Genomic DNA, 22,282 nt, shown 5'->3' with positions numbered 1-22,282 from the left:
CTCAGCAATGCAAAATAGACGGTAAAAAGGGGTTGAGACTTTTGCCTCAACCCCTTACTGCTTGCTTAAATTCTACTGTTTTTGTCGCTTAACCATCGGGTGAAACAGTGAGTCGACTGGTTCTTCATGGTAAATCAAATCGATAGCCTTTCCAAACAGCTCACCCACAGACATCACGACAAACTTGTCGATCTGTTTTTCTTCGGGAAGTTGAATGGAATCGGTAATGACGACCTTCTTCAACACGGACTTTTCGATCCGTTCTGGCGCATCGCCAGATAGAACGGCGTGGGTAGCACAGGCGTAAACGTCATCTGCACCAGCCGCCTTCAGTGCATCCGCAGATACCGTAATTCGAATAGCCGTATCAATGATATCATCCACCAGGATACAGTGTTTACCGCGTACGTCACCAATCACAGCTTCCGGATGCGCCACACTTTCGGTGTCCGTCCGGTTATCAATAATGGCAATTGGCGCGCCAAGAATTTCAGCTAACCGCCGCGCCCGACTCACACCGGCGTGGTCTGGCGCCACGACAACGATATCCTCATCGGCTAAACTCGTACTGTCTTCAAACCAACTCGTCAACAGTTGGTCACTTTGTAAGTGATCAACTGGAATGTCAAAGAAGCCTTGTAATTGTGCCGCATGAAGGTCCAGGGCAATCACCCGATTAACCCCATCCATTTGCATCAACGACGCAATTAACTTGGCTGTAATCGGTTCCCGCGAACGAGCTTTACGGTCGGCCCGCGAATAACCGTAGTACGGAATAACCACGTTGATTTTGGCAGCACTTGCCCGCCGAGCAGCATCTACCATGATCAAGAGTTCCATCAAATTGGTGTTAACGGGATCGGATACGGATTGAATCAAGAAGAGCTCATCGCCCCGAATACTTTCATCGATACTGATCTGAATTTCGCCATCACTAAAGTGCTTAATTGTTGCTTTACCTAATTCAACGCCTGCCGCCTTTGCAATCTTTTCAGCAAGCGGCCGATTAGAATTTAACGCAAAGACTTTCATTCTGCCAGCTTCGACGTGTTCTGCCATAACAGCCTCCCAGTGGGTTCACCACAATCTTAGTTTTTACTGTCTACATTATCGCAATCTTTTTTCAGAAACGCAACGCTTGTGACACCGAATTTAAGCCGATGGCATAAATTGTTGCGGTGTAACGCCTTGCATCCCAATCATTGGGTCCACTTTACCAGCCAAAATCAGCTCAGAAGTCAGCCGATAATCCGGCGGCATTGGTGTCTCCTGCTCAGACGCAGCGGGTGTGGCTTTCTCAGTCACGGCCTCACCAGAATCAGTCGTGTCCGGTTGACTCGGTGTCGCCTCTGATTGCTGGACCGGTTGTGCTCCATCGGGTGCCAATACCGACTGAATCCGGGTTGTCAGGGTGGTATTCCGGTTGACCGACAGATTTGTGACACAGGCTTCGAAGGCCCGCGGTTCCCCTAATAAAATAAGCATATCGGCCGCCCGTGTCACCGCCGTGTACAGCAAATTACGCTGAAGCATCCGGTTATACTGACTCACCATGGGGAGAATCACCAATTTAAATTCTGACCCCTGCGCCTTATGAATCGACATGCAGTAAGCCAACGTCAACCGAATCCAATCGTTTCGCGCGTACGTGACCTCCGTCTGTTCAAAGGCAATCGTCAACTGATCACTCTTCACCTTACTATTTTTATCGCTGGCCAAGTCGATTCCCGTAATCGTGCCAATGTCACCGTTAAACACGTTGTTTTCAGGACTATTGACGAGGTGTAAAACCTTATCGCCAATCCGAAAATGCTGATTGCGAAACTCAACTTCCTTGGTCCGCTCACTCTTCTTCGGGTTTAAAATCTCTTGAAGAATCACGTTTAATTGATCAATGCCAGCAGCCCCACGGTACATGGGTGCCAGCACCTGAATATCGCTGGCCGAGAAACCCTTGGCGTGGGCCTTAGCCACAATCTGGTCAATAACATCGGCCACCTGGTTTGCCCGACACGGAATAAACGACCGATCAGGCTGATTCTTGGTGAGGTCATCTGGAAGGGTGCCCCGCTTAATGGCATGGGCCAAGGGAATGATCGACGAGCCATCCCCCTGGCGATAAATGGTATCCAGTTGAATCTTGGCCAATTGGTCACTGGCCAACAGGTCGTGGAAGACTTGACCGGGGCCCACCGAGGGTAACTGGTCCTTATCCCCCACCAGAATCACTTGCATGCCCTCAGGAACCGCCCGGAGTAACGTCTTCATCAAATAGACGTCCACCATGGAGACTTCGTCGATGATCAACAGACCACCCTCCAAATCCTTGGTGGCCGCCTCATCGGGATTCGCCTCCCGCCCGGTCAAACCGAGCAATCGATGAATCGTACTAGCCGGTAAGCCAGTTGACTCACTCATCCGCTTGGCCGCTCGTCCAGTTGGGGCCGCCAACAAGATGGGAAACGGCTTATCCTTATATTCATTGATATCTAAAGAAACGTCATGTAGCCGGGCATAAAGGTTGACCAGGCCGCGAATAATGGTGGTCTTCCCAGTTCCGGGTCCCCCAGTCAGCAGCATGATTTTAGCCCGCACGGCCGCAGATAACGCCGCGGTCTGTGAGTCATCGTAAACGATGTCGCCCTGTTTCTCAACGATCCGAATTTGCTTACGAATGGCCTCGTCGTTGAATTTATCACCAACACCATCCGCGTTGAGTAACCGTTGCAAGTGCTCCGCAATCTGCCATTCAGCATCGTAAAGGCCCTTAAGATAAATTCGCTGGTCATCCCCCACAACTTTTTGTTGCTTAGCTAGCTCAAGAAGTTGGTCCGCCAATTTTTGCGGGTCTAATCGAACGTTACGCGAATTCTCCAAAAGTCGCAGGGAATTACCGAGGAGCGGTTTAGCCGTAGTAAAAGTATCGCCGTTAGCCACTGACAGGTCGGCAAGCGTCTGTAACAGCCCAGCCTGCAAACGTTCAGGACGATCAGCCGCATAGCCCAACTGGGTGGCAATCTGGTCGGCCCGTTTGAAGCTAACACCCTGAATGTCTTCCGCCAACTGGTAAGGATTCTCGTGAATGACATCCAACGTTTTTTCCTGATACCGGTTATAAATAGCGGCCGCCAGCGAACTGCCAAAGCCGTAACCGTTCAAACCAATAATAATTTGCTCCATCCCATTGTTGGTCTGCAACTGGCTAACCAAGGTCGCCACAACTTTAGGTGATAAATGGAGTGGCGTGAGAATCGAACTGTCATTGAGAATCGCCTCGATAGCGTTAGTTCCCAACGCATCTACAATCTTTTCCGCCGTCTTTTTTCCGAGCCCAGGAAAGTCATCACCGCTCAAATAAGCCACCACCCCGGCCCGCGAGGTTGGCGTTTCATTCTGATAATTGTCCGCCTGAAACTGGACACCGTACTTGGGGTGCTCGACCCGCTTTCCCGTGAAGCGGTAGGTCACGTCATCCTTGATATCCGCAAAGTTCCCGGTCACAACGATTTCATCCTCGTGCCAGTCCAAACTGGTCTCTGACACCTTGACCAGCATGACCTTATAAAAACTGTCCTGACTCGCAAAGAAGACCGCACTGACGGTCCCAACCACGTAATCGGCTTTCGTCGTGCTCTCGCCTGCAAATAAATCTAGTGATTCGGTTGCCATCCGTTCGTCTCCTCCTTACTTTGCGTCGTGACCACCCTGAGTTTGAATGAACTTTTCAATCTCGGCAAGGCGCTTCTGCCCCTGTTGAAAATACTGTGGATCTAATTGTTCTGCTCGCTTAAAGTAATCAGCATAGTGTGTGCCTTGCACCATCGCTACCAAGCCACGATCAAACGTCGCTCGGCCGTTCTGATCGTCCAACATCAACACCTGATCATAATACTTCGCCGCTTGTGCAAAATCGCCCACTGCCAGGAGGTTTTCTGCAACGACCTGCAGTGTGGCCCCATCTTGGGGCTGACTCGTCAACGCTGTCAATGCAAAGGCAAGTGCACGCTTGTGATCACCATTCGCCATGTAGCTTTGTGCCAACATTAGGTAACCGGCACCCTTCCATTTCGGGCCTAACTGGTCAAACTGTTGAATAGCTTTGGTATAATCCTGAGCAGCGTAGTAAACGTTACCGAGCCCGTAGTGAATTTTTTCTACCGTTGCCGGTTGGGCGCCAAACAGGCCGAGTGACTTCATCAATAGCTCTTCCGCCTGAGCAAATGAATTCAGGTCGACCAATGCGGTCGCCAATTCATAATACGCATCGGCATCCCCCGGATTACGGTCAATTTGCTGAACCAATTTGTGTACCAATTGTTCTGAGTGTTTTTTGCTAGCTGCTCTTTCACTTGTTTGTTTTTCAGTCATTTTTAACCTCTAAATCGTATCGGTCGGCTTGGCCGTTGCTGTCAAAAAGCTGGTATTGTTCCAGTCAATCAGCTCGAAGTTCTGCCCATCACTGGTCTCAAGCACCGTCACACTAGTATTCCGTAAGCCACCACGTTTCCGCAGGTCAGCTAGCGGTGTACCAAGCAATGCGTTAATCTCAGCGTTAAGGGCCGCACCGTGGCTGAACACCAGGACGTTGTCGCTAGGGTTGGGATTGGCCGCCACGATAGCCTGAATACCGGGAGTCATGCGGTCAATGACCTCAGTAAAGTTCTCCCCGCCAACCTGACTGGTGTCGTACTGATCGGGATGATTCCGAAAACCATCCAGCTCAGCGGGATATTTGGTCTTCACATCATCGAAGGCCATCCCCTCTAGCTTGCCTAAATGAAACTCTTCTAGGCGACTCATCAGTGTCAATGGAACGTGTTGATGCAGTTCCCTAACCACGTGCTGCGCTGTGATTCGTGCCCGTTTGATGGGACTTGAATACGCATGCTGAAAAGGAATTCCCTTCAGATACCGACCAACTTGGACCATTTGCTGGTAGCTTTCAGTTAGTAGCGGTGAATCACCGCCAGCTCCCTGAAACCGTCCCTCCAAATTCCACTGCGTCTTACCATGGCGAATAAAGTATAATTTCACTGATTATTGCCGTCCTTTCCGTCTAATCACATAACCTATATTATGCCAGTTTTTCATGAGTTTTCAAAGAAACTCCTTCAGAAAAACGGGAATAATTCCCGTGAACTGCCGTCTACCCCCATTATACCGAAAAAAATCCCACCAAACCGGTCAAACCGGCTCGGTGGGACTTGTTAATATTTTGGTTATGGCTGTTGGCTGAACGCTTGCACCACCAAGAAAAGTGATACAACCCTGCTCCCATTTTTCAATGACACCCTCAACACTACATGGCTGACCAATGAACCAGATTAACTGAGCTTCAATTCAGCTTCGTAGCTGGAGGTTGGCAAAGATGGTGTCGGTTGTGTCGATGGCGTTAGCTTGGGCGAATTATCCCAAGCTTAGGCCATGGGACGAGCTGGAAGACTCAGTGAACTTCTGAGGCTCCCAGTCGAGGAGCAAGACCGCACTATGGCTTGCTCCGGTCCCCACAACAGACGCCATTTTTGCCGACCGGAAACAGCAATTGCGGACAGTAAAACAACAAACTAGATTAGCTGTAACTCACGATCTTTGTTGTAGGCGGCGTCAATGATGGCACTTCCTAAACACTCGTCGCCGTTGTAGAAGACAACGGCCTGTCCTGGCGTAATTGCCCGGGCTGGATCATCGAATTCAACGGTGACTTGCTGACCATCTTCACTCAAACGAACGGTCACACCGGTATCCTTTTGACGGTACCGGAACTTGGCCGTACAGTGGAACTCCGAACCACGATCAATCGTGTTGACCCAGTGAATATCAGAGGCCGATAAGTGCGTGGCATACAGATGCGGATTGTGGTAACCCTTGCCCACGTACAGAATGTTCTTCGTCAGGTCCTTACCGATAACGAACCAAGGCTCGTTGTCTTCACCATCGCCACCAATCCCTAAGCCGCGACGCTGACCGATCGTGTAGTACATCAAGCCGGCGTGGTCACCCTTGACCTCACCGTCGACCGTCATCATTTTACCAGCCTTGGCAGGTAAGTAAGTGTTCAAGAAATCCTTGAAGTGGCCCTTTTCACCGATAAAGCAGATTCCCATCGAATCCTTCTTATCAGCAGTTGCCAATCCAGCTTCCTTCGCAATCTCACGCACCTGGGGCTTAACCAAATCACCAATTGGGAACATGACCCGGTCGAGCTGCTCAGTAGAGAGCTGACTCAGGAAGTAGGTCTGGTCCTTGTTCTGGTCAACGGCCCGCATCAAGTGTGCGTCGCCATTCTCATCGCGCGTCAACTGCGCGTAGTGACCAGTAGCGATGTAGTCTGCTCCTAATTCTAAAGCGTAATCCAAAAAGGCCTTGAACTTAATCTCCTTATTGCAGATTACGTCAGGGTTAGGCGTCCGCCCCTTCTTGTACTCATCCAAAAAGTACGTGAACACGCGGTCCCAGTACTCCTTTTCAAAGTTGACGGAGTAGTAAGGAATGCCGATTTCTGAGGCAACCTTGGCTACGTCCTTGTAGTCTTCAGTGGCGGTACAAACACCGTTCTCGTCTGTATCGTCCCAATTCTTCATGAAGACGCCGATTACATCGTATCCCTGCTGCTTTAACCGCAAAGCTACGACGGAGGAATCGACCCCGCCACTCATACCAACGACAACGCGAGTGTGACTGTTGTCTTGCATGGTATCACCATCATTTCTATCAGATTCTGGAGAATCTACGATTTGAAGGTCGCATAAATCCAGTATGACCTAGTTTACCCATTCTCCAGCCGTTTTGCAAGCCTGGCGTATCCTTTCACCATTCTGTTAACTATGAAAACGCCTTGGTGGGTAATCTGCCCACTACTGACACGAAAAAAACGTAGTCTCTCGCTCGACTACGCAATTTCTCCTGTCACCAATTTATTTCACGATTCACGCAAGGCCCCCTGCAACATTGCCGTGGTCAACGGTTGGGGAGCATAGGTGGTCAGAACTGCCTGAGATACCAACGTTTCTATCTGATCGATAAATTCACTGATAGGACCATCCGCCTGAACCCCTGTGAACCTTGCAAAATCATACTGCCACCAGCGCAAGTCCAGCAGCTTATCAATCGTCTTAAAGTTAAATCGGTATTTGATCACACGAGCTGGCCAGCCTGCCACGACTGCGTACGGTGGGACATCGTGGGTTACCAGACTACCGGCTGCCACCACCGCCCCATCGCTCACAACAACACCACCATTGCCAAAGACCACGTCATCCCCAACCATCACATCGTTGCCAATGACGACTGGTTTTACCGTTGTCTCCGGGTTGGCCACCGTCTGAAAGTCCGTTGATTCAGCTTGCAAATGGTCTTGGTACGCCTGAATATGACTGTCAAAACTCACACTGGACGTTGTAAACCGCTGTAACGGGTGATTATGTCCCATTTGTCGGACACGGCTACCAATGGATGTGTAGCGTCCTACCAGAGTGTTCACTGGCAACTGGCTCCAGGAGTAACTAAATGCGCCCATGGTGAAAAAGTGGTTCCCCGAACCAAAGGTCGTAAAAGGTTCGATTGCCACGTTCTGCCCCACTCTGATGCGATCGACATCTAGGCTGAAACGTTGATCTGCTGAATTAAAGCGGGTATAGACGTGCGATTGGTGTAAGCATTCAGCTACTTCGGTCTGAAATGGCAGTACGATTGCCCGAGGCAGCGACTGAAGACTGATTTCCTTCTGGAAAAACGTATTGTGTTGAATCACCTTTGCCATCTACTCCACCTCCCGCTTCGCAGCCGCCTGAATCGTTCCTAACGTTAATGGTGCTGGTGCATAGGGCGTTAGCTGGCCTTGATCCTGAAGGGTCCGTATTTTTTGAATGAAGTCTGTAATATCTTCTTTAACTTCAATTCCTTGAAACTGACCGAAGTCATACTGCCACCACTTAAGCTTCATCAGCTCATGAATGGTAGCAAAGTCAAACCGAAACTTGATTATTCTCGCCGGCCAGCCACCCACAACTGCGTACGGCGGCACATCTTTTGTGACCAGTGAACCGGCCGCAACTACTGCCCCATCGTTCACGACAATGCCTTTATTACCAAACACACACCCTTTTCCAATCCACACATCATTACCAATCACGACTGGCTTAATGCGATACATACCATCCTGCCCCACCGTATTGAACGTTAATTCCGGATGATCCGACAGATAATCTTCAAATGGCTGATGAAAGCGATCAAAGGTCAGGCTTGAAGTTGTAAAGTGGTGCAAGGCGTGATTCACATTCATCACACTTGATCCAATTGCAATGGACGAGTAACGCCCCACGATGGTGTTAACCGGTAATTCGCTCCAGGAATAGCTGAACGCCCCCATAGAATGCAGGACTCGTCCCCGACCAAAGGCAGCATACGGTTCAATGACGGCATGGTTGCCCACAACAATCTTATCCTGGTCAATCTTGAACCGTGAATCCTGCGAATGAATCTGGCTATAGACGCGTTGTTCCCGAAATAACTTGTTTACCGCTTTAGAATATAGGATTTGTTGGCGCTGGCGATTCTCTTGGTAAGTCAATTTTTGTTGAAAAAAAGTGACACCTGCAATCTCGGTCATGACTATTTCCCCCGTCGTTACGTAATTTTTAAAAGCTACATTGACCTGCAATCAACACCCAATTTTCTCTTCTGATAGTTAATAGGTTTATCTTAGCGCGTTTAATTATTATCGTCAACGATTGATATAATGATTCAAATCATTGGTCACTCCCCAACTAATCAAAAGCTCACCAGTCACCCCACATCGCCAACTGTGTCACCAGTGTCAAGAGCCGGAATTGCCCTTGATTCACGCCTTTTCTGTAAAAAAAGTGGTTCTCCCTAAGGAAAACCACCACATCACTACTTCTTTTGTAAAATCTCACGGTCAATCAAGTTTTGCAGAATAAAGTGATACTGTTCTACGTTACCTTCGGCATGGGCACCCTTGAAAATATTGACCCGCGCGTTACCAGACGCATTGGTCGTGGACATCTTAAAGCCGCTCAAATCCTTAGCCACGACAACTTTTAACATTTGATTTTTGTTGTAAGGTGACGTCGGATCTACAGAACGTTCGAGCGTATAGTTCCCCGCATTGGAGACCTGGAACCCGACATCTTTCAGTGCATATGGCTTCACGTTGGGGTGAAGCTCATACGTATCCGTATCACCATCAACTTGCATTGTCTTCTCAAATAACATCCTACTTCACCTCACTGTGTGATAGACGCTTCACAATGGCGCTCACATTTTTAATAAACGCATCGATTTCCGCACTCGTCGTCTGCTGACCAAATGACAAGCGAATCGACTCAGCAATCCGGGGACTGTCTTCACCAAACATAGCGGTCAGCACGTGTGATGGCTCGATTGAGCCAGCGGTACATGCAGAACCACCAGAAACGGCGATACCAGCCAGATCAAGGTTGGTTTGCATCACGTAGGTCGAAATACCCTTGATCCAGATGTTCAACACGTGTTCCAAGTTTTCACCTTCCAGGGAACCGTTGATATCGAAGTCGACACCATTGGCGGTTAACCCCTTCACAACCTGCTCCTTGAAGCCGTGGAAACGGACCCGTTTTTCTTCCTTAGCGGCTGGTGTCAACAGTTCAACGGCATTGGCAAAGCCGGCAATGGCTGGGACGTTTTCCGTACCGGCCCGCCGCTTTTCCTCTTGGTCGCCACCCTTGATCAGGCTAGGAAAGTTGACCCCTTCCCGTTTGTACAGGAAACCAATCATCTTAGGACCATTGATTTTGTGGGCGGACGTCGACAGTAAATCAATGTGATCTGCCTGCACGTCAATATCCAACGAGCCGTAAGCCTGAACGGCATCCGTATGGAACCAAGCCTGGTGATCCTTTAAGATCTCACCAATCTCGTGAATTGGCATCCGACTTCCTACTTCATTGTTCCCCATCATGATCGTCACCAAAATGGTGTCATCACGGAGAGCCGCCTTGAAGTCGTCCAAACTGATTCGACCATGCTCATCAACGGGAAGATACGTGACTTCAAATCCTTTTTCTTCCAACGCATGTAGTGGCCGTAACACAGCTTCGTGCTCCACTGCGGTCGAGATGATGTGTTTGCCTAAGGACTGGCGGGTCAACGCCGTCTGAGTGATGGCGGTGTTATCGCCCTCACTCCCACCACTAGTGAAGATGATTTCTTCATCGTGGGCAGCGTTGATGCTGTTGGCAATTACTTGTCGACTATTTTCCATCAAGGTGTGGGCCTGTCGCCCTAACCCGTACAACGTCGAGGCGTTGCCGTAAACGTTGGCCATCTTATCCGTCATCTCTGCCAAAACCTCTGGGGCCATTGGTGTCGTGGCGGCGTTGTCCAGGTAGATTTCCCGGACAGCATTATTATTACTTACATGAACCTCTTGCACCCTAAAAACCTCCTGAATTAACCTGAACTAGTTCTGTGCGGCTAGCAGGTCCAGTAACATTTGTGCGGAACGATGCCCCGCATCAACGATAAAGTCATCAAAATTAACACCGGAATCATTATCGGCATTGTCAGACATTGCCCGGACGACCACGTAAGGGACGTCAAATTGGTGGGCAACTTGACCCACAGCGGCCCCTTCCATTTCACCAGACAATGCGTCCGGGAAGTGACCCATGATGTCCTTAATCGTTTCCGGACTGTTTAAGAACTGGTCGCCAGATACAATCAGCCCCAGTTTCGTCTTCAAACCCGTGTCAGCAGCAGCGGCCACGATCTTTTGACCCCACTCCTTGGAGGCTGCGAACCGCGCTGGTTGTTGGGGTAATTGGCCGTATTCGTAGCCAAAGGCCCGGGCATCGGCATCGTGATAGGCCGTTTCCGTCGAAACCACCACGTCACCAATATTCAAGTCAGGCGCTAAGGCCCCAGCAGAACCGGAGTTGATAACGATGTCCACGTTGAATTGGGTAATCAGCAAGGCGGTTGTCAAACCAGCTTCAACCTTACCAATACCGGAACGCACTAACACAACCTGTTGGCCGTGAATCGTTCCTTGATAAAACTCTAACCCGTGAACGTCAGTCGTTTGACCGTCTTCCAGGGCATCGTGCAGTTCTTTAATTTCTTCTTCCATGGCGCAGAGAATTCCAAATGTCATGTGCTGTGTTCCACTCCTTAAATTTCTACAAAAAATAGTATTACGTAAACAATAATGATTAAAACTAGTAGCCAAAAAATGGCCCAATTTAAGCGGTGGCCCAACCGTTTTTGTTTGCTTTCAGTTGGGTTGACTCGCTGTTCCTCGGGACGTTCATCATTAGCTGGTTCATTGCCGTGCCGGCGCGCATATTCCTTTTCTACCTGAACCCGTTTTCGGTCCCGTTCCTGAAATTCGTGCTCCGCCTGCTCTTGTTCACGGCGATAGTCTGCCCGGGTTTTGGGCCGATCACTAGTCTGTTGGTCATCCGAATGCATCGCTGTCACCTACTTCTGTAATAGCCAGTAATAGATGGCCGTAATCGTCTTGGCGTCGTTGATTTCGCCACGCTCAACCATGGCTTGCGCTTGTTTCTTTGTCACCGTGAGCAACTCCAGGTTTTCACCCTTATCGCGCGGCAGCTCGGTTTGAACGGGCTGCAAGTCAGTGGCTAAGAACAGCGTCATGTATTCATCCGAAAATCCGACAGTGGAATAGAAACCGGTAATTCGTTTTAACTGCCCTGGTTGCATCCGAATCTCTTCGTTTAACTCCCGCTTAACGGCGTGTTCAACGTTATCGGCATCCCGACTGTCCAGCTTACCTGCAGGAATTTCCAGTGTCACTGCCGCAACCGGCGCACGCCACTGTTTTTCCAGAATCATTTGATTGTCCGCCGTCAGGGCCAAAATGCCTACCGCGCCAGAGTGTCGCACGATTTCCCGAAAGGCTTGTTTACCGTCGGGTAACCGGACCTCTTGGCGTTCCAATTTCAAAATGGAACCGTCGTAAATCTCTTCGGTATTCTCAACGTGTTCTTCTAAGTCCATGTTAAGCCTCCTCAGTGGAGCCCGTCACAACGGGTGTTACTTTAGCCGCTTGGAGGCCACGCAACCCTTGGACAACCACAAATTGTACCGTTTGACCAACTTCTAGCTTTTTAAAGCCTTCACCAACGATGGCCGTGTAGTAGACGAAAATGTCGCCGTCTGCGGGTGTCGTAATGAATCCAAAGCCGCGTTGTTCGCTATAACTCTTTACTTTTCCGGTTAACATGGTATCCCTCCCATACATAGCACAAATTATACTCGCTTGCGCTGATGACCGCAAACCGGGACACTTATTGTGGCATTATATTCGGCACCACAATTAATTTGTCACATAAAAGAAGTGCTACGCTAACCACCTCTCCCAATGAACGAGATAGTTCTCATAGCACTTCTTATTTTTTAGCTAAATTCTAAATCCAGCGTGGTCAGTCACTTTGCCGGCTTACACAGGATTTCATTGCCACCAAGGTGAGATCAAAGTCTAGTATCAACTTGCCTCATAACGCGTACTTCGATTGATAGGGATAAACCTTCGCAATTACTCGCTAGCCATTAGTCAACCTAAAACAAATGTTGAATAATGACTCTTATCTGAATGGCCGATAGAGGTCATTCGTTGCGGAGGTTGGCCGGGTCAACACCAGCCGTGTCAGTGTTAGTTGCCTGTGATTTTCAGGTAACTAACACGGGACGAGCTTGAAGACGCGGTGACTTTCCGTGGCTTCAAGTCGAGGGACAAGACCGCTTTCCGGCTTGTTCCGGTCCCCACGGCAGGTGCTGAGCCGGCCAACCGGAGACGCCATGACCTACTAAATTACTTTTCTTCGAAACCTTCAGTAGCGGTTTCAGGGAAGTTTTGACGAACGATTGCAGCACAACGCGCACAGAAGTGTGGGTAGTCCGTATCGCTGCCAACGTCTTCTTTAACCAACCGACAACGGTCACAAACTTCACCTGCGGCTGGCGTTACCTTAACAGCAACGTGGTCAAAGCTCAGTGCATCGGCTGGTGCTTGGTCTAAGCTAGCAACGTCTAAACCAGAAACCAGCAAGATTTGCTGTACGTTGATAGCTAGCTTATCCAACATTGCTTGCATGTCATCGTCAACGTATAAGTCGAGGTGGGCTTCGGCGGCCTTCCCAATCAACTTAGCATCCCGAGCTTCTTCCAAAGCCTTCAAAACGTGGCTCCGCAACTTCATGAAGTGATCCCAGGCTGACTTTTCATCATCCCCGGCAACTTCAGTAGCATCGGCCATGTCCATGACTTTTGGCATTTCAGCCAACTGAACGAAGTCTTCCGGTTCCTTCAAGAAGTCCCAGATTTCTTCGGCCGTGTGTGGCAGGATTGGCGTGATCAGCTTCGTCAACGTAACGGCGATTTGGTAGAAGACCGTTTGCATTGACCGACGATCCTGGCTGTCTTCGGCTTCGATGTACAGAACATCCTTGGCGAAGTCCAGGTAGAAGGCCGACAAATCAGTGATAACAAAGTTCGTGAGTTCCTTGTAGATGTTCAGGAAGTCGTAGTCTTCATAGTGGGCCAGAATACTCTTGGTGAATGCGTTCAATTTGTACAGCATGTGACGGTCAACCGTCTCTAACTGATCAAATGCCACCCCATTGGCCTCAGGATCAAAATCACTGGTGTTAGCCAATAAGTAACGCATGGTGTTCCGCAGCTTCTTGTAGCTGTCAGAAATCTTCACGAAGGCTTCGGTTGACACCCGCACGTCGGCAGATGAATCCACAGAAGTAACCCAGAGACGAACAATGTCGGCCCCCATCTTCTTGATGATTTCATCCGGGGCAATCGTGTTACCCAGAGACTTGGACATCTTGTGACCATCTTTGTCCAACGTGAATCCTTGGGAAACGACTTGCTTGTAAGGGGCCTTGCCGGTTGCGGCAACACTCGTAATTAAACTAGAGTTGAACCACCCACGATACTGGTCTGAACCTTCCAGGTACAAATCAGCTGGGAATTCAAGGTTATCCCGTTCGGCTAAGACACCTTGGTGTGAGGAACCAGAATCGAACCAGACGTCCATGATGTCGGTTTCCTTAGTGAATTCGCCGTTTGGAGAATGTTCACTGGTAAAGCCTTCTGGCAGTAAGTCCTTGGCTTCACGCTTGAACCATTCGTTAGACCCAAACTTTTCAAAGATATCAGCAACGTGGCTGACCGTTTCTGGCGTGATGATTGCCTCACCATCTTCACCATAGAAGATTGGCAGTGGCACACCCCAAACCCGTTGACGAGAGATAACCCAGTCGCCACGGTCTTTGATCATGTTGGCCAACCGACGTTGACCCCAGTCAGGCTTGAATTTAACATCCTTCAAGTTCGCCAGGATCTCGTCACGAATCTTGTCAACGGACGCAAACCATTGTGGCGTTGCCCGGAAGATAACGGGCTTCTTAGTCCGCCAGTCAAATGGATAGCTGTGTTCGTAAGGCATGTACTTGAGCAAAGCGTTCGTTTCCTTCAGCTTGTTCAAGGCAATGTCATTCGCATCTTCATAGAAGACACCATCAAAGTCGGGGCCAGCTTCAGCCGTCATGTACCCTTGGTCGTTGACCGGTACAATGACGGGCAAGCCATATTGCATCCCAACGTTAAAGTCATCTTCCCCTAAGCCTGGTGCGGTATGAACCAAACCAGTACCCGTTTCGTCAGTAACGAAGTCGCCCAGCATAACCAGTAATTTCCGGTCCATGAAAGGGTGTTGCGCTGTGATCTTTTCAAGATCTTGACCCTTGATGGTTTGTAAGACCTTAACGTCTTCCCAACCAAACAATTTAGCGTCTTCGTCAATCAACGTACTAGCTAAGACGAATTTACGGTCTTCACCAGCTGGTTGAACAACCTGGTATTCCAACCCTGCATCGATGGTAATCCCTTCAGAGGCGGGCACCGTCCAAGGCGTCGTCGTCCAGACAACCAGGTACGTATCGTTATCCAAAACGCCCTTGCCATCAACGACCTTCAACCCGTAGTAAGCGGAAGGTGACGTTACATCGTGGTATTCAACTTCGGCTTCAGCCATGGCTGATTCAGAGGACCATGACCAGTAAACTGGCTTCTTCCCCTTGTAGATCAAACCACGCTTCGCCATTTCACCGAAGACCCGAACTTCTTGGGCTTCGAATTCTGGATTCAACGTCAAGTATGGCTTATCCCACTCGCCGGCAACCCCTAAACGCTTGAAACCTTCGCGTTGTTGGTCAACCTGCTTCAAAGCGTATTCGCGACAAAGGTCCCGGAAGTCCGCCGTTGACATCTTCTTCCGGTCGTAACCGGCCTTCGTCAATTGTTGTTCAATTGGCAAACCGTGAGTATCCCAACCAGGAACGTAAGGTGCCCGGAAACCATTCATTGATTTGTAGCGAATGATGATGTCCTTAGAAATTTTGTTTAATGCGTGTCCCATGTGAATGGGGCCGTTAGCGTATGGAGGCCCATCGTGCAAAATAAAGCTAGGCTTCCCTTCATTTAATTTTTGACGGGCTTCGTAAACTTTGTTGTCAGCCCAAGCTTTTTGCCGGTCAACTTCTTTGACTGGTAAGTTCCCGCGCATCTTAAACTTGGTTTTACCCAAGTTCAGTGTGTCTTTCACTCGCATACCGTTTTCCTCCTTGATTTTTGTTCCTCGGTTGGTGAACCGGTGAGCTCAAACTGCTTGGCAGTCTCAGCTCACCGGTCAACCCGACCGTTAGTTTCCCTCACCATCTTTTGGGTAGTGGTGGTTTTCGCCTTACCGGTCGCCAAATATGGGCTGGAACGGTGCCGGCACAACTTTGAGCCTCACTTAACCCGTGAGTCTCAAAGCTTGGCCTTGTTCTAAGCCGTAAACGGCTAAGAACAACGAGGCGCCTGAGCCCATATTTGGCTCCCTCTCGGCTAACACTCACCACTACCCAATATTCTTCACCTGTTTTTTTATTGGTTAAACAGGATTAAGATTTTGTGACTGATTACTGACGACGAACCTTACACATTAATCTCACAACCAGCCACTTCACCCCATGAAAATCCGTTTAGCCCTATTCAGCTAAACAAACTTCCAACACCACAACTACCTTAAAATATGACAAACAAAAAACGACCCGTCGCAAGGGACGAAGTCGTTCGTGGTACCACCCAAATTCGGTAGACAACGGTGACGTTGCCTACCCTCAGATGCCGTTATCGGGGCGATCCGCCATAGCTTACTACGCGTTCAGCTGTGGAACTTGGGAGAATGATACCTGTTAAAAAGAGCGGGTTGTTAGCCTTCCACCATCGCTAACTCGCTAGTACCATCTTTTTAATCGGCACGTTTCTCTGGCCGTTTTATCTAATTTTTGTCGTATTGTTGTTGGTCATTGCCCGGGAAAATGACGACTGTTTCGCCGTTATCATCGCCAGAATCCGTGACAGGAGCTTCCGCAACCGGTGCTTCTTCAGCTGGTTGCGATGCTACTGAGTTTACGCCCTGGGCAGCTTCATTGTCAAGTCGGTCACCAACGACCTTCTTGATTTCTTCGTAGCTGGACATGGAGCCTTCCTTCAGCAAGTTGTCCCAGTCATTGGACTTAACCACTTCTAACTGACTTTCCAACATAACTTGGAGCCGTTGCCGGAAGACCCGGGTGCTCTTCTTCAAGTCGTCAGTTTCAACCGCCAACTTCTTGGCCCGTTGGGAAGCTTCCGCCATAATCTGATTACCTTTGTTCGTGGCTTCGGAAACGATATCGGAACTTTGTTTCTGGGCTTCGCGGATAATAATTTCAGATTCCTTTTGCGAGTTGGCCTTGACCTTGTCAGCAGCCTCTTGAGCAACCAGGATGGATTGGTTCAAGGAGTCCTTCAAGTCGTTAAAATACTTGAGTTTTCCGTTCGCCGCATCCAGTTGTTCCTCTAATTCTTTGTTGTGGTTCAACGTGATTTGGTAATCCTTGATCACCTGATCTAAGAAATCATTGACCTCATCAACGTTGTAACCACGCATTTTCGTACCAAACTCTTTATTATGAATATCTAATGGACTAAGTACCATCGCACTGTTCCCTCCGCATCTATTTCTTCAGTACCGCTAAGGTGACCCGAATTTTTTCCTTTTTGGTGCGGCCACCGACTTCATCCAACCGGATTCGGCCAAAGCCACGCACAGAAACGATATCGGCTACGTCTAATTCGTAATCGGGCTTCATCGTTTCTGCCCAGTTCAATCTGACACGACCCGCTTCAATCAGTTCCTTGGCCCGGTGCCGTGATAAGTGGAATCCCGTCCCCACGATGTTGTCCAAGCGTAGAGAGGAGAGCGATGCGCCCTCTGATTCCCATTCATTCAACGGTGCCACCAGGGTATCCCAAGTTGTCATCACTAACCGGGACTTCACCCGACCAATGTGATCAACCTGACCAATCAAGTAGTCCGCCATAGAACGCTCGGTAATGACTTGCCAGACTTCACCGTCCGTCAGGATATCACCCAAGATTTCTCGTTCAATTCCGGCCCCTAACAACGTTCCCAGAATCTGGCTGTGATGAAGGGTCGCAAATTTCACGGGATAATCGACTCGCATTAAAGTGACTTCAAAGTCCTTCTCAGCCGGTTCGTAGTAATCCGGGTAAAATAGTGCGCGCTGCATCTCAGCGTGTTCGTGGCCCCCACTAAACGCCACGTGCATGTCAGCCCGCCGCGCCAGAGTGGTTGCAATGTAAACTTGCCGGGGGTTCAAAAAGTGAGTGAGAACTGGACGGTATTCGTCTTGAACTTGCTGGATCCAGCCGCCAATTGCATCAATAAACGGCCCCTCATCAGGCCGAAAATGCTGCAAGACATTCTCATCCACAGTCGTTTCTCCCTTCAGGTTAAGTGAACAATACGCGCAGGACAACCATCTCAATTGCCTGAATCCCGTATTGCACCAGCGATAGGACAATGATGGCCACAACGGGTCCAAAACCGATCGGTCCTAACGCCACAAAATTAAAGTATTTCAAGAATGGTTCCACCAGTCGCACAATGATTTGTCCAATGCGAGACTGGTAGCCACCAGGTAGCCAACTGAGTAGCGCGTAGATTACGATCAATAAGATGTAAGCCGACACGACCCAGTTCAGCGCTTTAAAAAGATAAAGTACAAGTGTTAGCACAACGTCGCTCCTTTACTGCTTAAACTGCGTTCCTAAGTTAGCTGCGACGTCTCCGCTGACCTCAAAATTATGAGGGGTGCACAGAAAAATCTGTTCACCGATGCGCTTGATTTCACCACCCACCGCAAACGCGGTCCCGTTCAGGAAGTCCACAATCCGCTGTGCTTGGGTTTCATCGACCCGCGCAAAGTTTACCAGAACGGCATCACCGCTGGTAAGCTGCTTGGCAATCGACTTCGCATCCGAATAGATCCGCGGCTCGCAGATGGCGATGTGACTAGTATTTGGTTTCGCTGTCCGCATGGCAACCACCTTTCGACTATCGTTCGGTCGACTTGGGGCAGCTGATGTTGGCTTAGCTACCGGGGTTGGGTCCTCTTGATAGTCTTCGTCATAATCATCGTTCATTCCGAAAAACTTACTAAGACTAAACTTCTCCGCCATGGTTGGCCACTCCTCTCACAACGAATTTTTGACGAGATTACTTACGCCGCCGCTTAAAGAATGGTGGCGTGTCTTCGCCCTTGTTGTCATCACTAGCTGAGCTCTCAGTCGATGAGCTTGGGTTAAAGATGCTGAAGTCAGGCTTGTCAACACCAGCAAATTCATCATGCCCAGTTGCTTGGCTTTCTGGCGCTGGCCGGTGAGCTGGTTCGCGAATGTCCCAGTTCCCAAATGGATCCTTTTCAGTTTCCTGAGCAGCTGGTTCACTTGATTGATTTGCTTGCCGTGGTTGACTGGCTTCGCGCCGAGCAACCCGACTGTGTTGAGCAGCTTCGCGTTCTTCCTTCTTCTTATCGATACCAGTAGCAATTACGGTGACCCTGACTTCGTCGCCAAGGTCTTCGTCGATAGACGTCCCGAAGATAATGTTGACATCGCTGGTAGCTGCGTCAGATACAATCTGTGAAGCGGCTTGGGCTTCAAATAAGGATAAGTCTGGTCCACCAGTAATGTTCAACAGAACTTGTTCGGCACCATCGATGGAAACTTCCAACAATGGTGAAGAAATAGCCTTCTTGGTAGCGTCTTCCGTCCGGTTTTCACCGTTGGCGGAGCCGATTCCCATCAAAGCAGCTCCCTGGTCCTTCATAACCGTCTTCACATCAGCGAAGTCCAAGTTAACGTAACCAGGGCTTGTGATCAGGTCAGAGATTCCTTGAACCCCTTGACGTAACACGTTGTCAGCTTCTTGGAAAGCCTCCATCATTGGCGTCTTCTTGTCCACAATTTCTAACAAGCGGTTGTTGGCAATGACGATCAACGTATCCACGTTTTCCTTCATTTCTGCAACCCCTTCGGCAGCGAAGCGACCGCGCCGTGGGCCTTCAAAGCTAAATGGCCGCGTTACGACCCCAACGGTCAAAGCGCCACTTTCTTTGGCAATTTTAGCCACGATTGGAGCAGCACCATTACCAGTACCACCACCCATACCGGCAGTCACGAAGACCATGTCGGCACCTTCTAAGGCTTCGGTGATGGCTTCTTCGCTCTCTTCAGCGGCCTTGGCACCAACCTCAGGGTTAGCACCGGCACCCAATCCCTTGGTCAGTTTCGGCCCGAGTTGGATCTTAGTTTCAGCTTTTGAGGCTTCCAGGGCCTGCACATCCGTGTTGGCCACGATAAATTCGACACCTTTGACGTCTTCAGCAATCATGCGGTTAACGGCGTTGTTACCACCGCCACCAACACCAATCACCTTAATGATTGCGCCGTTATTTTGCGCAGAATCTAGTGAGTATTCCATTTGTGTATTCCTCCATCTCGCGTTAGTCGAAGAAGTCGCTGAAGAATTTTTTGAACCCTTCTGTCCGATTTTTCTTCTTCTTTGGTTTTGGTTGCTTACCCTGACTCGAACGTGCCGGATTGGCTACTGATGACTCTTCAGCCTGCTCACGGTGACGAATCTCGTCGGTTTCATCGGCTAGTTGGGTGGAGCCCGTCAAGGCACTCTTGATGAGCAAATCAATTTCACTCAGCCCCCCAAAGTATTTGACTAAGGCCAACGCCAACGTAAATGACGGATGGCGTAACCCCATCTGATCTGGTACGTAAACCCGAACGTTAGTATCGAATTCTTCGGTTGCTAACTCGGTGATTCCTGGTAAGGCGGCCACCCCACCAGTCAAAACGATACCCCCAGGTAATTCGAGAGCCTGTACCTTATCGAGGTTCGTCCGGAGACGACCAAAGATTTGGTCCAACCGGGCCTCGACAACTTCTGCTAAGTATTTTTCTGAAATAGGCGTTGGTTGACTCTGGCCGACCACATCGACCGGAAATTCATCCTCATCACTCGCCTGAGCGGAATCAGCGTAACCGTAATCACGTTTCAACTTTTCCGCACTGTCTAGTGACGTATTCAACACAACGGAAATGTCCTTCGTGATGAATTGACCACCCTCCTGATCAACGTCAATGTACTTGAGTTGGTGATCATGGATCACAGCAGCAGTCGCTTGGCCACCACCCAAATCAATTAGGACAGTCCCAAAGTCTTGTTCGCCGTCGTTCATGACCATCATCCCTTGAGCCATGGGGTTGATCACCGTCCCGCGAATACTCAGGCCAGCTTGCTCAACGGCTTTGCGGGTGTTATGCATAATGGTCTTGGGACCAGTAAAGAGTGTCCCACGGAGTTCTAGACGAACACCAACCATGCCTCTAGGATCCTTGATGCCATCAAAACCGTCAACGATGAACTCATCGGCAAGGATCTCAACCACTTCGCGTTCCGGTGGCAGGCTTTGAATCAAAGCCGCTTGGGCAACGTTTCGTACGTCTCGACCAGTAATTTCCCGAGACTGATCATCAATGGCAATCATGCCACTGCAAGGTTCAATTTTTAACATATTTGCGGGTATTCCCACAATCACATCGTGAATTTCAATGCTGGCTTTCTCTTCGGCTTGCCGAACGGCCCGTTGAATTGCTTCAGCGGCTTTATCGATATCCACGATGACACCGCGGCTAACACCGTTCGAACGTTCGTTTCCCACACCAATAACGTTCATTTGCCCTTTAACATTCTCAGCAACAATGACTTTTATTGAGGTGGTTCCTATATCGAGGCCAACGTACATCCCTGAATTATCCATAGAAAAAGGAACCTCCTAAGTTAATCTATCTATAACACTGCATGAATTCGCTTTTTCCCTAATTATTTTACAGTTTACCACATTTACTAGGGGTTAAAAAAGCCTTTATGACGCTTTTTCTTCGCTGCAATCAAAATGAAATTATTTTTTAAAGGCGTATGAGTAAGCGCCCACTTCCAAATTGACCACACCCTTGTGTTTCATCTTGGCCGCAATGCTTGGATAATAGGCCATTTTCTTGGCAAAACTCGGGATGCTAGCGTAGACCTCATTGCCGTCATTCATGAAAAGATGGATGCGGTTGGGGTTGTCTTTGGTTGGTGAATCTTGAATCTCACTGATACTACTTTTAATTTCACTATCTAACTTTGCATACTGCAGAATCATTCGGTGCAGCTTCTGGGTCCGCTTAAAACTCCCATAGACTGGTGTGCCACTCTTGGGCTGAGTCACAGACTGTTGACTCACGATACCGTTCTCCAGCACTTCGTAGTACCGATCCTGCTTCATCACGTATCCGGCCGTAGCGTACTCCACCACCTGAATCGTAGCGTGGTTAGGCTGACGAAACTGGATAGTGACGGTTTTTAACCGTGAATTCCGTTTGACTGCTTGCCGGGCCAGCTGCTGTTGATGACCCACCACGTTATAGATGGAATCACCGGGGCGCACTCGCGCGGCCTGTTGTACCTGTTTGGTCGAGAGCGCATCGGCCCCGGTCACTCGTACCGTTTTGAAATGACTCAACGGTGACACCAGATAGACCATGGCCAGGATCACCACGGTAAATGTGACGAGCAGAAACGTCATGCGGCGAACAAGCTTACGGTTACGTTGATGCTTTAACCGCGGCAATTTATCGCCAATGCGCTTGGCCTTGTGCACCCACTTAGGCGCCTGGTCCTGCTTGCGCTTCCGTTCCGCCTGGGCTTGGTATTCCTCCCAAGGCGTCATCGAGCGCTGTTGTTTAGAATCATCACGATTCAACCGAAATTTCATGGCTGCACACCTCCCATTCG

General features: G+C 49.4%; 21 protein-coding genes. All 21 read right to left on the bottom strand.

From position 1 onward, the window contains the following. Nucleotides 1–72 precede the first annotated feature (72 nt). Nucleotides 73–1,059: a ribose-phosphate diphosphokinase gene (locus AB3Y94_RS01295; protein WP_367294791.1), complete on the bottom strand. Its 987-nt coding sequence runs from the start codon at nucleotides 1,057–1,059 to the stop codon at nucleotides 73–75. A 93-nt stretch (nucleotides 1,060–1,152) separates the two neighbouring features. Further along, complete coding sequence (locus AB3Y94_RS01290) at nucleotides 1,153–3,669, bottom strand: ATP-dependent RecD-like DNA helicase (RefSeq protein WP_367294790.1); 2,517 nt, start codon at nucleotides 3,667–3,669, stop codon at nucleotides 1,153–1,155. Nucleotides 3,670–3,684: 15 nt separating this feature from the next. After that, on the bottom strand, nucleotides 3,685–4,368 hold the full coding sequence (locus AB3Y94_RS01285) for a tetratricopeptide repeat protein (RefSeq protein WP_367294789.1): 684 nt from the start codon (nucleotides 4,366–4,368) through the stop codon (nucleotides 3,685–3,687). 9 nt (nucleotides 4,369–4,377) lie between these two features. Further along, nucleotides 4,378–5,034 (bottom strand): histidine phosphatase family protein, encoded by a 657-nt coding sequence (locus tag AB3Y94_RS01280; protein WP_367294788.1) that lies wholly within the window; start codon nucleotides 5,032–5,034, stop codon nucleotides 4,378–4,380. Between the two features lie 530 nt (nucleotides 5,035–5,564). After that, the gene (gene mnmA, locus AB3Y94_RS01275; RefSeq protein WP_367294787.1) at nucleotides 5,565–6,692 is read right to left on the bottom strand and encodes a tRNA 2-thiouridine(34) synthase MnmA; all 1,128 of its coding nucleotides are present in this window, start codon (nucleotides 6,690–6,692) and stop codon (nucleotides 5,565–5,567) included. A gap of 227 nt (nucleotides 6,693–6,919) precedes the next feature. Then, nucleotides 6,920–7,759 (bottom strand): CatB-related O-acetyltransferase, encoded by an 840-nt coding sequence (locus AB3Y94_RS01270; RefSeq protein WP_367294786.1) that lies wholly within the window; start codon nucleotides 7,757–7,759, stop codon nucleotides 6,920–6,922. Beyond that, nucleotides 7,760–8,608, bottom strand: coding sequence for a CatB-related O-acetyltransferase (locus tag AB3Y94_RS01265; protein WP_367294785.1), 849 nt, complete (start codon nucleotides 8,606–8,608; stop codon nucleotides 7,760–7,762). A gap of 284 nt (nucleotides 8,609–8,892) precedes the next feature. Beyond that, nucleotides 8,893–9,234: a DUF1831 domain-containing protein gene (locus AB3Y94_RS01260; RefSeq protein ID WP_367294784.1), complete on the bottom strand. Its 342-nt coding sequence runs from the start codon at nucleotides 9,232–9,234 to the stop codon at nucleotides 8,893–8,895. Between the two features lies 1 nt (nucleotide 9,235). After that, entirely contained in the window at nucleotides 9,236–10,432 is a 1,197-nt protein-coding gene (locus AB3Y94_RS01255) for a cysteine desulfurase family protein (RefSeq protein WP_367294783.1), read from the bottom strand. Nucleotides 10,433–10,459: 27 nt separating this feature from the next. Next, entirely contained in the window at nucleotides 10,460–11,152 is a 693-nt protein-coding gene (locus tag AB3Y94_RS01250) for a 5'-methylthioadenosine/adenosylhomocysteine nucleosidase (RefSeq protein ID WP_367294782.1), read from the bottom strand. 17 nt (nucleotides 11,153–11,169) lie between these two features. Then, entirely contained in the window at nucleotides 11,170–11,469 is a 300-nt protein-coding gene (locus tag AB3Y94_RS01245) for a hypothetical protein (RefSeq protein ID WP_367294781.1), read from the bottom strand. Between the two features lie 9 nt (nucleotides 11,470–11,478). After that, a complete protein-coding gene (locus AB3Y94_RS01240) occupies nucleotides 11,479–12,021 on the bottom strand; it encodes an NUDIX hydrolase (RefSeq protein ID WP_367294780.1) in 543 nt (180 codons plus the stop codon). Between the two features lies 1 nt (nucleotide 12,022). Continuing rightward, nucleotides 12,023–12,247 (bottom strand): cold-shock protein, encoded by a 225-nt coding sequence (locus AB3Y94_RS01235; protein WP_125682627.1) that lies wholly within the window; start codon nucleotides 12,245–12,247, stop codon nucleotides 12,023–12,025. A gap of 588 nt (nucleotides 12,248–12,835) precedes the next feature. After that, complete coding sequence (gene ileS / locus AB3Y94_RS01230) at nucleotides 12,836–15,646, bottom strand: isoleucine--tRNA ligase (protein WP_367294779.1); 2,811 nt, start codon at nucleotides 15,644–15,646, stop codon at nucleotides 12,836–12,838. A 714-nt stretch (nucleotides 15,647–16,360) separates the two neighbouring features. Then, nucleotides 16,361–17,062 carry a DivIVA domain-containing protein gene (locus AB3Y94_RS01225; RefSeq protein ID WP_367294778.1) on the bottom strand — a complete coding sequence of 234 codons (702 nt, stop codon included), beginning with the start codon at nucleotides 17,060–17,062 and terminating at the stop codon, nucleotides 16,361–16,363. Nucleotides 17,063–17,081: 19 nt separating this feature from the next. Next, nucleotides 17,082–17,861 (bottom strand): RNA-binding protein, encoded by a 780-nt coding sequence (locus AB3Y94_RS01220; protein ID WP_367294777.1) that lies wholly within the window; start codon nucleotides 17,859–17,861, stop codon nucleotides 17,082–17,084. Nucleotides 17,862–17,880: 19 nt separating this feature from the next. Beyond that, nucleotides 17,881–18,165 (bottom strand): YggT family protein, encoded by a 285-nt coding sequence (locus AB3Y94_RS01215; RefSeq protein ID WP_125693739.1) that lies wholly within the window; start codon nucleotides 18,163–18,165, stop codon nucleotides 17,881–17,883. Between the two features lie 12 nt (nucleotides 18,166–18,177). Continuing rightward, nucleotides 18,178–18,609 (bottom strand): cell division protein SepF, encoded by a 432-nt coding sequence (locus AB3Y94_RS01210; RefSeq protein WP_367294776.1) that lies wholly within the window; start codon nucleotides 18,607–18,609, stop codon nucleotides 18,178–18,180. Nucleotides 18,610–18,646: 37 nt separating this feature from the next. Beyond that, nucleotides 18,647–19,912 (bottom strand): cell division protein FtsZ, encoded by a 1,266-nt coding sequence (ftsZ, locus tag AB3Y94_RS01205; RefSeq protein WP_367294775.1) that lies wholly within the window; start codon nucleotides 19,910–19,912, stop codon nucleotides 18,647–18,649. 22 nt (nucleotides 19,913–19,934) lie between these two features. After that, nucleotides 19,935–21,263 carry a cell division protein FtsA gene (ftsA, locus tag AB3Y94_RS01200; RefSeq protein WP_367294774.1) on the bottom strand — a complete coding sequence of 443 codons (1,329 nt, stop codon included), beginning with the start codon at nucleotides 21,261–21,263 and terminating at the stop codon, nucleotides 19,935–19,937. A gap of 141 nt (nucleotides 21,264–21,404) precedes the next feature. Then, nucleotides 21,405–22,262, bottom strand: a complete 858-nt coding sequence (locus tag AB3Y94_RS01195; protein ID WP_367294773.1) for a cell division protein FtsQ/DivIB — start codon at nucleotides 22,260–22,262, stop codon at nucleotides 21,405–21,407. Nucleotides 22,263–22,282: the final 20 nt, after the last annotated feature.

Origin of the sequence: Levilactobacillus yonginensis (assembly GCF_964065165.1) — a bacterium.
GTDB classification, from domain to species: domain Bacteria; phylum Bacillota; class Bacilli; order Lactobacillales; family Lactobacillaceae; genus Levilactobacillus; species Levilactobacillus yonginensis_A.
Note: the sequence above shows the minus strand (reverse complement) of the source record. Positions and strands in the feature narration are given on the sequence as shown.